At 53.0% G+C, this 14,020-nt stretch carries 14 protein-coding genes; 9 read left to right on the top strand and 5 right to left on the bottom strand.

Features of this window, described 5'->3' with window-relative positions; translation table 11 throughout:
* Positions 1 to 150 precede the first annotated feature (150 nt).
* Positions 151 to 879 carry a substrate-binding periplasmic protein gene (locus tag FFS57_RS13335; RefSeq protein ID WP_171013924.1) on the top strand — a complete coding sequence of 243 codons (729 nt, stop codon included), beginning with the start codon at positions 151 to 153 and terminating at the stop codon, positions 877 to 879.
* A 28-nt stretch (positions 880 to 907) separates the two neighbouring features.
* Here FFS57_RS13335 and FFS57_RS13340 read toward each other — a convergent pair whose 3' ends face one another.
* The 4 genes from FFS57_RS13340 to FFS57_RS13355 are packed head-to-tail and all read right to left on the bottom strand — an operon-like array spanning position 908 to position 3,276.
* Positions 908 to 1,255, bottom strand: coding sequence for a GFA family protein (locus tag FFS57_RS13340; RefSeq protein ID WP_137938302.1), 348 nt, complete (start codon positions 1,253 to 1,255; stop codon positions 908 to 910).
* 59 nt (positions 1,256 to 1,314) lie between these two features.
* Positions 1,315 to 2,502 (bottom strand): class I SAM-dependent rRNA methyltransferase, encoded by a 1,188-nt coding sequence (locus FFS57_RS13345; protein WP_137938303.1) that lies wholly within the window; start codon positions 2,500 to 2,502, stop codon positions 1,315 to 1,317.
* A 49-nt stretch (positions 2,503 to 2,551) separates the two neighbouring features.
* Complete coding sequence (locus FFS57_RS13350; protein WP_137938304.1) at positions 2,552 to 2,824, bottom strand: barstar family protein; 273 nt, start codon at positions 2,822 to 2,824, stop codon at positions 2,552 to 2,554.
* Positions 2,815 to 3,276, bottom strand: a complete 462-nt coding sequence (locus FFS57_RS13355; protein WP_137938305.1) for a ribonuclease domain-containing protein — start codon at positions 3,274 to 3,276, stop codon at positions 2,815 to 2,817. Before FFS57_RS13355 ends, FFS57_RS13350 begins: the two co-directional genes overlap by 10 nt.
* Positions 3,277 to 3,414: 138 nt before the next feature.
* Between FFS57_RS13355 and FFS57_RS13360 the strand changes: the two genes are divergently transcribed.
* The gene (locus FFS57_RS13360) at positions 3,415 to 4,368 is read left to right on the top strand and encodes an RsmB/NOP family class I SAM-dependent RNA methyltransferase (RefSeq protein WP_137938306.1); all 954 of its coding nucleotides are present in this window, start codon (positions 3,415 to 3,417) and stop codon (positions 4,366 to 4,368) included.
* Positions 4,369 to 4,426: 58 nt separating this feature from the next.
* On the opposite strand, the gene FFS57_RS13365 is transcribed toward FFS57_RS13360, so the two are convergent.
* Complete coding sequence (locus FFS57_RS13365; protein ID WP_137938307.1) at positions 4,427 to 5,251, bottom strand: hypothetical protein; 825 nt, start codon at positions 5,249 to 5,251, stop codon at positions 4,427 to 4,429.
* Positions 5,252 to 5,583: 332 nt separating this feature from the next.
* On the opposite strand from FFS57_RS13365, the gene FFS57_RS13370 reads away from it, so the two are divergent.
* The 7 genes from FFS57_RS13370 (at position 5,584) to FFS57_RS13400 (ending at position 14,011) form a co-directional block, all read left to right on the top strand.
* The gene (locus FFS57_RS13370) at positions 5,584 to 9,291 is read left to right on the top strand and encodes a nitrate reductase subunit alpha (protein WP_137938308.1); all 3,708 of its coding nucleotides are present in this window, start codon (positions 5,584 to 5,586) and stop codon (positions 9,289 to 9,291) included.
* Positions 9,288 to 10,844 (top strand): nitrate reductase subunit beta, encoded by a 1,557-nt coding sequence (narH, locus tag FFS57_RS13375; RefSeq protein ID WP_137938309.1) that lies wholly within the window; start codon positions 9,288 to 9,290, stop codon positions 10,842 to 10,844. Before FFS57_RS13370 ends, narH begins: the two co-directional genes overlap by 4 nt.
* Positions 10,845 to 10,906: 62 nt before the next feature.
* Entirely contained in the window at positions 10,907 to 11,554 is a 648-nt protein-coding gene (narJ, locus tag FFS57_RS13380; protein ID WP_137938310.1) for a nitrate reductase molybdenum cofactor assembly chaperone, read from the top strand.
* Positions 11,555 to 11,614: 60 nt separating this feature from the next.
* The gene (gene narI / locus FFS57_RS13385) at positions 11,615 to 12,298 is read left to right on the top strand and encodes a respiratory nitrate reductase subunit gamma (protein ID WP_137938311.1); all 684 of its coding nucleotides are present in this window, start codon (positions 11,615 to 11,617) and stop codon (positions 12,296 to 12,298) included.
* Positions 12,299 to 12,359: 61 nt separating this feature from the next.
* Positions 12,360 to 13,106 carry a peptidylprolyl isomerase gene (locus tag FFS57_RS13390; RefSeq protein WP_137938312.1) on the top strand — a complete coding sequence of 249 codons (747 nt, stop codon included), beginning with the start codon at positions 12,360 to 12,362 and terminating at the stop codon, positions 13,104 to 13,106.
* Positions 13,107 to 13,178: 72 nt separating this feature from the next.
* Positions 13,179 to 13,508, top strand: coding sequence for a hypothetical protein (locus FFS57_RS13395; protein WP_137938313.1), 330 nt, complete (start codon positions 13,179 to 13,181; stop codon positions 13,506 to 13,508).
* Positions 13,509 to 13,750: 242 nt separating this feature from the next.
* Positions 13,751 to 14,011 (top strand): DUF2249 domain-containing protein, encoded by a 261-nt coding sequence (locus FFS57_RS13400; protein WP_137938314.1) that lies wholly within the window; start codon positions 13,751 to 13,753, stop codon positions 14,009 to 14,011.
* The last annotated feature ends 9 nt before the right edge of the window (positions 14,012 to 14,020 follow it).

The following is a 14,020-nucleotide window of genomic DNA, read 5'->3' on the forward strand; positions in this document are numbered from 1 at the left end:
GATTAATATGTATATAGTCAAGCCGGCATGCTGCTGGCAACTTTGGGTTGCTATCAATTGATCAGGCTCACGTGTTCCTTTGCTTTCACTAGGCAGTCAGTGCTGAAGGTGCTGGCATTCTGTATGGTTTGCCTGCTATTGATAGGTAACGTGCAAGCCGCGAAACCGTTGGTATTTGCTTTCAGCGAGTTGGAGCCCTGGAAGCGCATCTACCACAACCAATACACCGGGGCTTACACTGAAATCGTGCGTGAACTATCCAGGCGAGTTGGGGTATCCCTGGCCATCGTAGAATGCCCGTTGGCACGTTGCTTGAAGATGATGGAAGATGGCAGTGCGGATCTGATCATTGGCATCCAGATTTCACCGGAACGTGAGCAGTATATACAGTTTCTCAACACGCCATATCGTGTCGACAGCTCGGACAAGGTCTTCTACCTTGCCAAAGACAGGGGATTATCAATCAGGCGTTATGACGATCTTTATGGTTTGCGAATCGGGATCAAAAATGGGGCTGCCTATTTCGACCGCTTTGACGCCGACCAGGCATTGAACAAGGAAGCCGGTCGGGATAACCTGGTCAACCTGCGTAAATTGGCGATGGGGCGGCTGGATACGGTCATCCTAGCTGAAGATCAGGGTGAGCCACTGCTCACCCAGCTGGCATTACGCAACGTTTTGGTCAAAGCCAGTTACCGAGAGTCGGATGCTACGCCACGCTATATAGGTCTAAGCAAGCGCTCCAGTTACCTTGACAGGTTGCAACAACTTGAAACCGCCATGAGTGACATGGTCAAAGACGGTACACTGGCCAAGCTTTATCTGCAGCATTATCACCGTGCATTGGGCATTCCGCCGGAAGCAATCAATATTCGTTAGCACGGCTTCATGGCCTTACCATCAATGTTCAGGTACTGCGGCCGTCGTAAGGAATGCGTGGCAGCGCGGTCAGATCCAGCGATTCCAGGCAGCGTACATTGACTGCGGCGGTCGTTTGCCCATCTGGCCCCGTGCCAAAACCAAACGGTGCGCACCCGCAGGTCGGGCAGAAGTGGTGATCGATGACATGCTTGTTGAATCGATAGGTTGCCATGGTGTTGGCTGGCGTCTTGAGTGTGAGGCGGTCACGGCTCACAAACCACAGTAAGTAGCCCTTGCGGCTGCAATGTGAGCAGTTGCATTCGATCACCCGTTCAAGTTTGCCGGTTACTTCGAATGCAATTTCGCCGCAGTGGCAACTTCCTTGATAAGTCATGATCACCTCAACAGTAAATGGCTGGGTAGGATTCCCCAGCCGTTATCGACAATTGCCGATCACAAACCGCGTTTGACCAGCAATCCTTTCAAATAGTCACCTTCCGGAAAACTCAATGCGACCGGGTGATCGACATCTGGTGTGAATCGCTCGATCACCTTTGCATCCAGTCCAGCGTCGACTGCTGCCCCCGCGATGATCTTCTGGAACAAGCTGGCATCCATACCGCCAGAACATGTGAAGGTGGCCAGCAAACCACCTGGCTTCAACAGCTTCAGACCCAGCAGATTGATATCCTTATAGGCTCGTGCTGCCTTTTCGACATGCTGAGCCGTCGGTGCAAATTTGGGCGGGTCCAGAATGATCAAATCGTAACTTTGCCCCTTATCGCGTAACAGCCGCAGGTATTTGAAGACATCTGCTTCCACCCAGCTGGCCTGTGCTGGGTCCAGATTATTCAATACCAGATTGGCCTGAGCGGTGGCCAAGGCTTCTGCTGAGCTATCAACCGACTCTACCGACAGCGCCCCACCTCTTAATGCCGCCAACGAAAAACCGCCGGTATAACAGAAACAGTTCAGCACCTTTTTACCGGCAGCCAACTCACCAATGCGACGGCGGTTCACCCGTTGATCAAGATAAAACCCGGTTTTCTGGCCACCAGCAATATCGACACGGTAACGGACACCATATTCATCAATCATGGTGTCTGCAGGCAGGTTGCCACGCAACAGGCCACACCGCTCGGGCAGGCCCTCCAGGCCACGAACATCGGCATCGGATCGCTCATACACATTGGGAATGCCAGTCAGTTCGACCAAGGCATCTACAATCACCTCACGCCAGCGCTCCACGCCGATTGATAGTACCTGCACTACCAACACCTGGTCGTAACGGTCCACGACCAAGCCGGGCAAGCCATCTGATTCGCCATGGACCAGACGTTGGCCATTGAGGCTCGCGGGCAACAAATCCCGACGTAATGCCAATGCGGTCTGCAGGCGGCGACGGAAGAAATTGGCATCAATCGGTTCGCCTTCCACCACGCTCCACACCCGAGCTCGAATCTGGGAGTGCGGGCTGTATGCAGCATTTCCCAGAAAGCGGCCATCGGCGGACCTTACCAGTACGGTGTCTCCGGCTTGCGGTTCACCATCGAGCTGTTGAACGGCACCGGAGAAAACCCACGGGTGGCGGTTGAGCAGCGATTTTTCGCGGCCGGGTTTGAGCTTGAGTATAAAAGTCATAAGAGGAGGCAATACCAAAAAACAGACAATTTTAACCGACTTGGACTGCTCAGCCGAGCTTGAGCGTCACGTCGTCACGTTCATCAGCCAGATCGTTCAGCAGGTCAAACACTGCTTCGCCCTGTTTGCCCAGTGTGATCCGGTCTTGCTGAGCCGTTGGCCAAACAATCTCGATAGGGCCTTCTACATCGGTACTCAATACGTCCCACAAGGCATCCAGATTGCGACCTGTCTGTTTGGGAAGCACCAATTGTCGGTTCAGTTCATCATAGAGTTGGGCCATGGATTGAATTGAATTCAGTTCGCAGCGTATCAGCGGCATGCTGGCACCTCGGTAAAGGTTTCATAGTGATCAACAGTAACTTGGCGCTGACCATCCGGGCTGTATAGCAGACGCTTGGCACCGCGCTTGCCACCTTGGTAATCCAGATCTGCTTCACGCCATTTGCCGCGGGGCAGGCGGCCTTCACGGTTGCCAAAACGGTCTCCGCCAATGCTCTTGCCTTGCAATGCGGGTGCTGACCAGAGTGACTTGCCGGGTCGCCAGCCGGCTTCCTTGGCTTGTTGTTTGGTCACAAATTTGGGCGGCAGGCTGCGGTTTTGTGTTTGATTCAGGGTGGACAGCATGTCTGCTAGCTCTGCTGCATTGATTGCAGGGCTCATATGGCGATTCAATGATTCGGCGGCCTCTTTGCAACTGGGTGTGGCCATCACCAAGGTGGGGAAAGCCAATACGCAGTACGCCAGCCATCGTTTGTTTGGCAATTGGGACATGGGACTCGATCAGTTGAGAAAAACAGTTGATGATTCAGGGACGGTTACAGTCAAGCATGTGGACATCAGTACCTGAAAACCATCGCAGTAATGTTATGCTTGCCGCGATTTTAACGCCTTTTGCCGACTAGAACTGCCATGACTAATGCTTTGCCCGCCATTTTTGTCGAACGACTGCAACATATTATTCCTACTGACAAACTGGCTGAAGTGTTGGCCAGCTTCAGCCAGCCTGCCATGACAGTGTTTCGTGTCAATACACTGAAAGCTACGCCGCTGGACGTTTGTGAAGAACTGCGGGTGGTTGGCCTGAATCCAATGCCGATTGATTGGCAGCCGCTGGCCTTTCAGGTACCTGAGGAACAACGTCGTCCACTGACTGAAACAGCCGCGTTTTATGAAGGGCGGCTTTATGTGCAGAACTTGTCGAGCCAACTGGCCCCGCTGATTCTGGACCCGCAACCAGGAGAAACCATTCTGGATCTGGCTGCGGCACCGGGTGGTAAAACCAGCCAGATGGCGGCAATGATGCAGAATCAGGGCATTTTGTCGGCGGTGGAGCCTGTGAGGGACCGCTTTTTCCGTTTGAAGGCCAACCTGCAGCAGCAAGGCGTGACGATTGCTCGTACTTACATGACTGACGGCCGCTCGGTCGGTGCCAAATGTCCGGAGATGTTTGACCGGGTATTGTTGGATGCGCCATGTTCATCCGAGGCGCGGTTTGATGCCAACGATGCTGACTCGGTTGCGCATTGGAGCCTGCAAAAGGTCAAAGAGGTATCCCACAAGCAAAAGCGTTTGCTGAGTGCGGCGATCCATAGTTTGAAACCAGGTGGCACCCTGGTTTACAGCACCTGTAGTTTCGCCCCGGAAGAAAACGAAAGAATTGTTGAAGCACAATTGAAATCATTTGGCGATGCCATTGCCATCCAGCCGATTGATCTACCGATAGGCAACTGGCAGGCAGGTCTTCCGGAATGGGATGGCAAGGTATTTCATCCAGATATTCAACATTGCCGCCGAATTTTGCCTGATGCGATGATGGACGGTTTTTTTATCTGCAAATTGATCAAACGAACCAATACATGTTAATGGGGTACAGCACATGAGCCCCGATAGCAGTCGCGCAATTAAGACATTGAACAGGCTCTTAGCGATTCATGCCGGGGCCCGGAGGTGCTATAGCTGGGGCCGGGCTTGTGTTGCCCTGCAACCGGAAATAGTGAGCAAGTGCCATTTCGGCTGCGATTGCCGTAGCCAGTAATGCGATCTGTAGTGCTATACCCAAATAGAAGTGTCGCATTACGACGGATACTTGCTGCTTACCCAGTTTCAATAGGAAGTCCGCATCCAGTAATTGCAGCAGTGGTCCTTTCAGTACCTTGCGCCAAGCCTTTTCATCAACTCCAGTCACTTTCTCGGCTTGTTGGGCTAGCAGCTTTTCCAGTGTTTCACTTAGAAGGGTCGCCCTGAACTGATCGAGTACCTTCAAACCAACCCGTTGATACCACGTACTATCTGCTCCAGGGACCAAGCCGGGCAACGGGTGCTGTTGCAGGTATTGATCGACCGCAATCGCCATGACGCCCTGTATGGTTGGGGCTTGTTTTTTCAGTTGAGCCTGGTCCAGTGTGGCCAGAAATACCTGGAAATCAGTCAGATAGGTATTGGCAACCTTTTGCAAGACGGGCTGATATTGATCAAGCGTGGTATTGATCTGTTGGTGCATACCAACCAAAAGACCGGCCTGTAACCCGAACACCGCGCCGCCAATTGGCAATAGCACGAAGTAAAGTTTCAGCGCCCAGTGATACAAACGAATCCGTCGCGCCAGCCAGCCACGGCGATGCAGACTCCACACCACATAAACACTGACGCCACCCCCAGTCAATAAGCCGATCACACCATACCCGATCAGTTGGGTAAAACCGATGGTTTGCCAAAAAGAGTTGATCAGGGTGAGTGTGTCATTCATAACAGGGACCTGGATGGGAGAGGACGCTTGTGGTCTATGGGGGGTTAATCATGCCATATCCGGATGAATTGAGTATCGATACATATGTTAGGTTGTCCAGTGACGGGCGTCTGGGTATTGATATCGATTAAATGGGTATCAATCTGGTCATCTACACCTTTCGAACTATCCCTTCCCCCGAAACGGTCTAGTCCAGGCTAGTGCCAATGCCCTGATCTGTCAGCACTTCCGGCGAATGTTGCACACATCGTTATCCGAATAAGCTTCCAGCATGCTCAATCCGCCCCTGCAAGGTATGCCGGTGCGCGATATGAATTCTGTCTGGAGGCACAATGAGCCACTTTCTTGATCGTTTGAAATACTTCAGCCGGGTAAAAGAAACCTTTTCCGACGGGCATGGTGCCGTGGTGGATGAGGATCGTACCTGGGAGGATGGTTATCGGCAGCGCTGGCAGCATGACAAGATTGTCCGCTCCACGCATGGGGTGAACTGCACCGGATCCTGTTCGTGGAAGGTGTATGTGAAGAATGGCCTGATCACCTGGGAAACCCAGCAGACCGACTATCCGCGTACCAGGCCTGATCTACCCAACCATGAGCCGCGAGGCTGCCCGCGTGGTGCGTCGTACTCTTGGTACGTGTATTCGGCCCAGCGCGTCAAGTACCCGATGATTCGTGGTCGTCTGGCCGAAATGTGGCGCGAGGCACGCAAAACCATGGCACCCGTGGCTGCTTGGGAACATATCAGCCAGGACCCGACCCGTGCGGCTCGATACAAGAAAGTGCGTGGGCAAGGCGGCTTCGTCCGTTCGACCTGGGAAGAGGCAAACGAGATCATCGCCGCTGCCAATGCCTTCACCATCAAGAAATTCGGCCCGGATCGCGTCATTGGCTTCTCGCCGATTCCGGCAATGTCGATGGTCAGTTATGCCGCTGGTAGCCGTTATCTGAGTCTGATCGGTGGCGTGCCGCTGTCTTTCTATGACTGGTATTGCGATTTGCCGCCATCCAGTCCGCAGGTATGGGGTGAGCAAACTGATGTGGCCGAATCGGCCGATTGGTACAACTCGACCTACTTGATGGTATGGGGTTCCAACGTTCCACAAACTCGCACCCCTGATGCGCATTTTTACACCGAAGTCCGTTACAAAGGAACCAAAACGGTAGCGGTATCCAGTGACTTTGGTGAAATGGTCAAGTTTGGCGATATTTGGCTGGCACCCAAGCAAGGTACCGATGCTGCACTGGCAATGGCAATGGGGCATGTGATTCTGAAGGAATGGCATTTGCCCGGTAAAAGCGACTATTTCAACGGCTATGTGAAACAGTACACCGATATGCCGATGCTGGTCATGCTGAAGAAGCAGGGCGGCCACTATGTGGGCGATCACTTCCTGCGCGCTTCGCATCTGGCCGATGGTCTGGGTGAGGCTAATAACCCAGACTGGAAAACCCTGGCCATTGACGAGAAAACGGGCCAGATCGTGGCGCCGAACGGTTCGATCGGTTTCCGTTGGGGGCAAGCGGGCAAGTGGAACCTGGAAACCCGCAATGGTAAGGACGGCAGCGAGGTTGATCTGAAGCTGTCGCAAGTGAACGCACATGATACGGCGGTGGGGGTGGCCTTCCCGTATTTCGGTGGCAAGGATGCCAATGACCTGCTGGTACGTAATGTGCCGGCTAAGCAGATCAAACTGGCTGATGGCAGCGATGCGCTGGTCGCAACGGTCTATGACCTACTGATGGCCAACTATGGCGTCGATCAGGGCGTGGGTGGCGGCAATGTGGCCACCAGCTACGACGACGATGTGCCCTACACCCCGGCCTGGCAGGAAAAACACACCACCGTGAAACGGGAGCTGGTGATTCAGGTTGCGCGTGAGTTTGCCGAGAATGCTCATCAGACGCATGGCAAGAGCATGGTGATTGTTGGGGCGGCACTGAATCATTGGTACCACAACGACATGATCTATCGCGGCATCATCAATATGCTGATGATGTGTGGATGTATCGGTCAATCCGGAGGTGGCTGGTGTCACTATGTAGGGCAGGAAAAGCTGCGTCCGCAAACTGGCTGGGCACCACTGGCCTTTGCATTGGACTGGAACCGCCCAAGTCGTCAGATGAATGGCACGTCTTTTTTCTATGCTCATACCAGTCAATGGCGGCATGAAAAACTCCATGTCTCTGAGATACTGAGCCCCACAGCCAACAGGACTCAATATGGCAACCTTTCACTGATTGACTACAACGCCAAATCCGAACGGATGGGCTGGTTGCCCTCTGCACCGCAACTGGGTACTAATCCGTTGGACATTACTCAGGCTGCCGAAGCAGCTGGCGAAGATCCTGTGAAGTATACGGTGGATGGCCTCAAGAATGGCTCGATCCAGATGTCGTGTGACGACCCAGACAATCCAGCCAACTTCCCGCGCAACATGTTCGTTTGGCGTTCCAATATCCTGGGTTCCAGTGGTAAAGGACACGAGTACTTCCTTAAATACCTGTTGGGTACTCAGAATGCGGTATTTGGTGATGAAGACGATGCCATCAAGCCCACGGAAGTGAAAGTGCGCCCTGCCGCAGAAGGCAAGCTGGATTTGCTGGTTGTGCTGGATTTCCGCATGTCCACCACCTGCCTGTATGGCGACATCGTGCTGCCTACGGCGACCTGGTATGAGAAGGATGACCTCAATACGTCTGATATGCATCCGTTCATTCATCCATTGAGTGAAGCAGTGCAGCCATTGTGGCAATCGAAGACGGATTGGGAGATCTACAAGGGTATTGCCAAGAAGTTCAGCGAAATCGCCAAGGATTACCTCGGTACCCGCAAGGATTTGGTGTTGACACCGTTGATGCACGACACCCCATCCGAGTTGGGGCAGGCGCTGGAACCCAAGGATTGGAAACATGGCGAATGTGATCTGATCCCCGGCAAGACCGCGCCGACCATGACCGTCGTGGAACGCAACTTTGGCGATGTCTATAAGAAATTCACCTCGCTGGGCCCTTTGATGAGCAAGGTGGGCAATGGCGGCAAGGGTATCTCGTGGAATACGCAGCATGAAGTGCATGACTTGGCAGGCCTGAACAAGGTGGTACTGGAAGAAGGTGTATCCAAAGGCTTGCCGAAGATCGAGAGCGCGATTGATGCCTGCGAAGTCATCCTGACACTGGCACCAGAAACCAATGGTCATGTATCTGTCAAGGCTTGGGAAGCGCTGAGTAAGATCACGGGCCGTGACCATACTCACCTGGCTCTACCTCGTGAGCATGACAAGATCCGCTTCCGTGATGTGCAGGCGCAGCCACGCAAGATCATCAGCTCTCCCACCTGGTCCGGGCTGGAAAGCGAGGAAGTCAGCTACAACGCTGGTTACACCAACGTTCACGAATTGATTCCGTGGCGTACGCTGACCGGTCGTCAGCAGTTCTACCAAGATCATCGCTGGATGATCGAATTCGGCGAAGAACTTTGCGTGTACAAGCCTGCCATTGATACCAAGACGGTGGAGCCGGTTATCAATAAGTTGGGCAACGGCAATAAACAGCTGGTGCTGAACTGGATTACGCCACATCAGAAGTGGGGTATCCATAGTACCTACTCTGACAACCTGCGCATGTTGACCTTGTCTCGCGGTGGCCCACATGTATGGATCTCGGAGGAGGAGGCCAAGGAAGCCGGTATTGTCGATAACGACTGGGTTGAGGTCTACAACGTCAACGGTACGTTGACTGCACGGGTGGTGGTCAGCCAACGTGTACCACGTGGCATGTGCCTGATGTACCACGCCCAGGAAAAGATCATCAATGTGCCAGGTGCCGAAACCTCCGGTTTCCGTGGTGGTATCCACAACTCGGTCACGCGTGCTGTGACCAAACCGACTCACATGATCGGTGGGTATGCGCAGCTGGCTTATGGCTTCAATTACTACGGTACGGTAGGGTCCAATCGCGACGAATTCGTGGTGTTGCGCAAGATGAAGAAGGTGGATTGGCTGGAAGGCCCACTGGTTGAGGAAGGAGCAACAAAATGAAAATTCGCGCCCAAGTGGCCATGGTGCTGAACCTCGACAAATGCATCGGTTGCCATACTTGCTCAATCACCTGCAAAAATGTATGGACCAGTCGGGACGGTGTGGAATATGTCTGGTTCAACAACGTTGAGACTAAACCCGGAATTGGTTATCCCAAGGAGTGGGAAAACCAGAAGAAATGGAATGGTGGCTGGCAACGTCGTGCCGATGGCAAGATCGAACCCCGTCAGGGTGGCAAACTGCGGATTCTCGCCAATATCTTCGCGAATCCGCATCTGCCGGAGATCGACGACTACTATGAACCGTTTACCTATGACTATGAACATCTGCAAAAGGCGCCGTTGAGCCAGACCCCGCCAACCGCGCGACCGGTTTCGGTGATCACCGGGCAGAAGATGGACAAGATCGAGTGGGGCCCGAACTGGGAGGACGATCTGGGTGGTGAATTCAGCTCGCGTGGGCGGGATGCGCTGTTTGAAGGGGTGCAGAAGGAGATGTACTCGACTTTCGAGAACACCTTCATGATGTATTTGCCACGCCTGTGCGAACACTGCCTGAACCCGACTTGTGTCGCTTCCTGCCCGTCAGGCTCCATCTACAAGCGTGTCGATGACGGCATCGTACTGGTGGATCAGGATAAATGCCGTGGCTGGCGGATGTGTATCTCTGGCTGCCCGTACAAGAAGATTTACTACAACTGGCACAGTGGCAAAGCCGAGAAATGTACATTCTGCTTTCCTCGGATTGAAGCTGGGCAGCCAACGGTGTGTTCGGAAACCTGTGTGGGTCGTATCCGGTATCTGGGTGTGATGCTGTATGACGCTGACCACATCGAACAAGCTGCATCGGTTGCGAATGAGCAGGACTTGTACGAAGCACAGTTGAAAGTCTTCCTGGACCCGAATGCGCAGGATGTGATCGATGAGGCGCGTCGGCAGGGTATTCCCGACTCCTGGCTGGAGGCTGCCCGCAAGTCGCCTGTATACAAGATGGCCTGTGAATGGAAGGTAGCTTTCCCGCTGCACCCCGAGTATCGCACTTTGCCGATGGTGTGGTATATCCCGCCGCTGTCACCGATCCAGTCTGCGGCTGAAGCCGGCAAGATGGGTATGGATGGTTACATTCCCGACACCAAGTCGCTGCGTATCCCTGTTCGATATCTGGCCAATCTGCTGACTGCCGGCAAGGAAGCGCCTGTACTGAGTGCATTGGATCGAATGCTGGCGATGCGTGCCTACAAGCGTTCTCAAGTGGTCAACAAGCAGGCAGATACAGCTGTACTCAAACAAGTGGGACTCAGTGAAGCACAGGTCGAAGAGATGTACCAGATCATGGCCATTGCCAATTACGAAGATCGCTTCGTGATTCCCTCCAGCCATAAAGAAATGGTTGAAGACAGTTTCAACGAAAAGGGATCGTGCGGCTTCAGCTTTGGCAATGGCTGTTCGGGAGGCACATCAGAAGGCACCTTGTTTGGCAAAAAACAGCAGGGCAGCGTGATCTTTGTGGACATGCCGAAATCACGCAAGAAAAGGGAAATGGAAGGCGCATAACGACGTGGCACGGGGCGGGTACCCGTACCGTGCCATCGCTGCAACATGCCTTGGAGAATACCATGCAATATTTTCAGATCCTATCAGCTTTGCTGACCTATCCCAGCGTTGAACTACAAGCCGCTTTTCCTGAACTTGAAGTAGCACTGGCAGCCACACCGGAAACAGCTCATACGGTAGCGCCGCTGTTTGACTTCCTGCGTCAAAGTGATGAGGTGGCGTTGCAGGAAAATTACGTTGCCACGTTCGACCGCAATCCGAAACATAGCTTGCACTTGTTCGAACATATTCATGGCGAGAGTCGTGACCGTGGTCAGGCCATGGTTGACCTGCTGCAAGAATACAAACGCTATGGCTTGCTGATGACGCCGGATGAACTACCGGATTACGTGCCCTTGTTTCTGGAGTTTCTGTCACAGATTGATGCCAAAGATGCTGAGCGCCTGCTGGGTGAGGCAGTCCATGTACTGGCATTGATAGGCGACAAGCTAAAAGCCAACGATAGCCCCTATCACGTTGTATTCGATGCCTTGCGCGGATTGACTTCAGTTGAGCCGCGACCATTGACCGAGCCACCGGTTCGAGACATGGATGAAGCGATGGAGGTATTTGGTCCCAGCCCGGATGGTGTGGAACCCTTGCTCAAGCCAGGCGTGCAATCGGTCAAGTTCTATCCCAAGGGCCATAGCCCGGTCGCAAGCTGTGGTTGATATCGTGGCAGGTCAGGTACGGTAATTATTGTGCTTCGACTTGCATTGAAGGAGACATAAATGGACTACTTTCAGCAATTCCTGTTCGGTATCTACCCTTATGTGGCCGGTACCATCTTTCTGCTCGGCAGTCTGGTACGCTTTGAGCGCGAGCAATACACCTGGAAGAGCGATTCTTCCCAGTTGCTCAAGCGCGGCAATCTACGGGTCGGTAGCATTTTGTTCCATGTTGGTATTCTTGGCCTGTTCTTTGGTCATCTGGTTGGCTTGTTGACCCCTGTTGCAGTCTGGGATGCATTGGGCATTACCCATAGTTTCAAACAAGGTTTTGCAATGGCTATGGGGGGCATCTTTGGCATCATGTGCCTGATCGGTGTGCTGATTCTGATGCATCGTCGGTTGACTGAACCTCGCATCGCGGCACAAACCAAGTTTGCAGATAAGCTGGTGATGGTCTGGATCTTGGCCACCTTGCTATTGGGGCTGTCTACCATTCCTGTCTCGGCGGGGCATATGGATGGCCACATGATGGTGTTGTTGATGACCTGGGCGCAACATGTTGTCACCTTTCAAGGGGGCGCAGCGCTGATTGTGCAAGAGGCGCCGATCATCTTCAAATTGCACCTGTTCATGGGGATGTCATTGTTTGTAATCTTCCCATTCACACGTTTGGTTCATATCTGGAGTGGTCTGGCATCGGTGACCTACCTGAGTCGCGCATGGCAGTTGGTCAGAACGCGTTAATATTGTCTGTCTGGGGGTAACGGATGGTGTTACCCCGTTTTTTGCTCTGGAGACCTGTACCATGGCTATTACCGTCAACGGCCTTGAAATTACCGACGACATGATTGCAGCCGAGTTGTTGCGCCATGAGGATGCTGACAATCCGCTGCAAGCCGCTGTCTATGAACTGATCTTGCGCAAATTGTTGCTGGATAAGGCCGATGAGTTGGAGATTGCTGGTGACAGCGATGATGAACGTATTGATACGGTGTTGATGAACCAGGTGACTGTGCCCGAGGCTGATCGGGATGCCTGTGAAGTATGGTATCGCAATCATCTGGAGCAGTTTCGTCAGGGAGATCTGGCCGAAGCTCGGCACATTCTGTTTCAGGTAACGGAGCAGGTGTCACTGGAGCTATTGCGTGCCACAGCCAATAGTGTGCTGGAAGAAGTACGTGCCTATCCGGATCGGTTTGACGCCCTGGCAAAGCAGTATTCCAATTGTCCTTCTAGCGAAGTGGGTGGGCATCTGGGGCAGTTGCAGAAGGGCGAAACGGTACCGGAGTTCGATCAGGTGCTGTTCCGACTGAGTGCGGGTGAGTTTTCGGAAAGTCTGGTGGAAACACGTTTTGGATTGCACATCATTCAAGTATTGCGGCGAGAAGAAGGACAAACCTTACCTTTTGACCAGGTGGTCGAGCATATTGCCAGTTTTTTGAACGATACCGCTCAGCGACGAGCTGTGCATCAGTATCTCAACTTTCTGGTTGGCCAGGCCGATATCCAAGGTATTGAAATCCCGGTTTCCAATTCACCTTTGGTGCAGTAGAGCGCGGTTGGCACAACAGTCGCGTTGCATCCTTGCTGTTTTGTTCAATCGATATCGAAGAGGAGAGCAGTGATGAGTCAGGAAATGGTAGCGGTCATGGCGCGCTTGATCAGCTCGCGTGATCAGAATGAATACAGTTGTGATTGCACCAGCTCGGCTGTCAAGCCGGTACAGGCGCCGATTGGGGTGGACTGCAATCTGACCTTGCGTGCATTGGCCATGGCATTGAATCGGGATCCAGGCTGTCTGGCCGCTGATTTGTTGACAGCAGCACTGCAAGACGCACAGTCTCTTCTGCCTGCCGATGTGGCGGTCGCAACGGAGCATGCAAAACAGGCTATCCTGAAAACCCAATTGCCGGAGAATCAGCCGGGGACCGAGTTTGTTGCAGGTGGAACTTGATCGAATACAGCTGATGCTGCCTTGTGAAGCAGCTCACTCACTCTGCCTTGACACACGTGGTCACTTGGCGAACCATATGCCAAGCATATCGGAGCAATGATCCTTTACTGTGGGTTGGTAGTGCTAGCTGGCAAGGCGCTCTTGATTGACTGAAGTGGTATCAGAAAGATTGAGCCAGATCAGGGCTGAATCAGCGGCCCCGGTAGACAATGGGCCATTATCCCTCGGACGAGATTCACATCATGCACGATATTCCGCTCACAGTGCTCAATAGTAGTGTTTTTGTGTTTGACGCGCGTGGTATTGCCAAGCGATTTCGACATGCTGCCATATTCGGTGCACTGGCTGCATTGCGTCCCGGCGAGGTCATGCGCTTTGTCAATGATCATGATCCTCTACCGTTGCTCAATCAAATTGATAGCCATTTTGGTAATCACGTTGAAATGAGCTACCGGCGACGAGACACTGGTGAGGTGGTGATTGACTTCCTGATTACAGGCTAAAACACCGTT

It is taken from the genome of Chitinivorax sp. B, assembly GCF_005503445.1.
In the GTDB taxonomy this organism is placed as follows: Bacteria; Pseudomonadota; Gammaproteobacteria; order Burkholderiales; family SCOH01; genus Chitinivorax.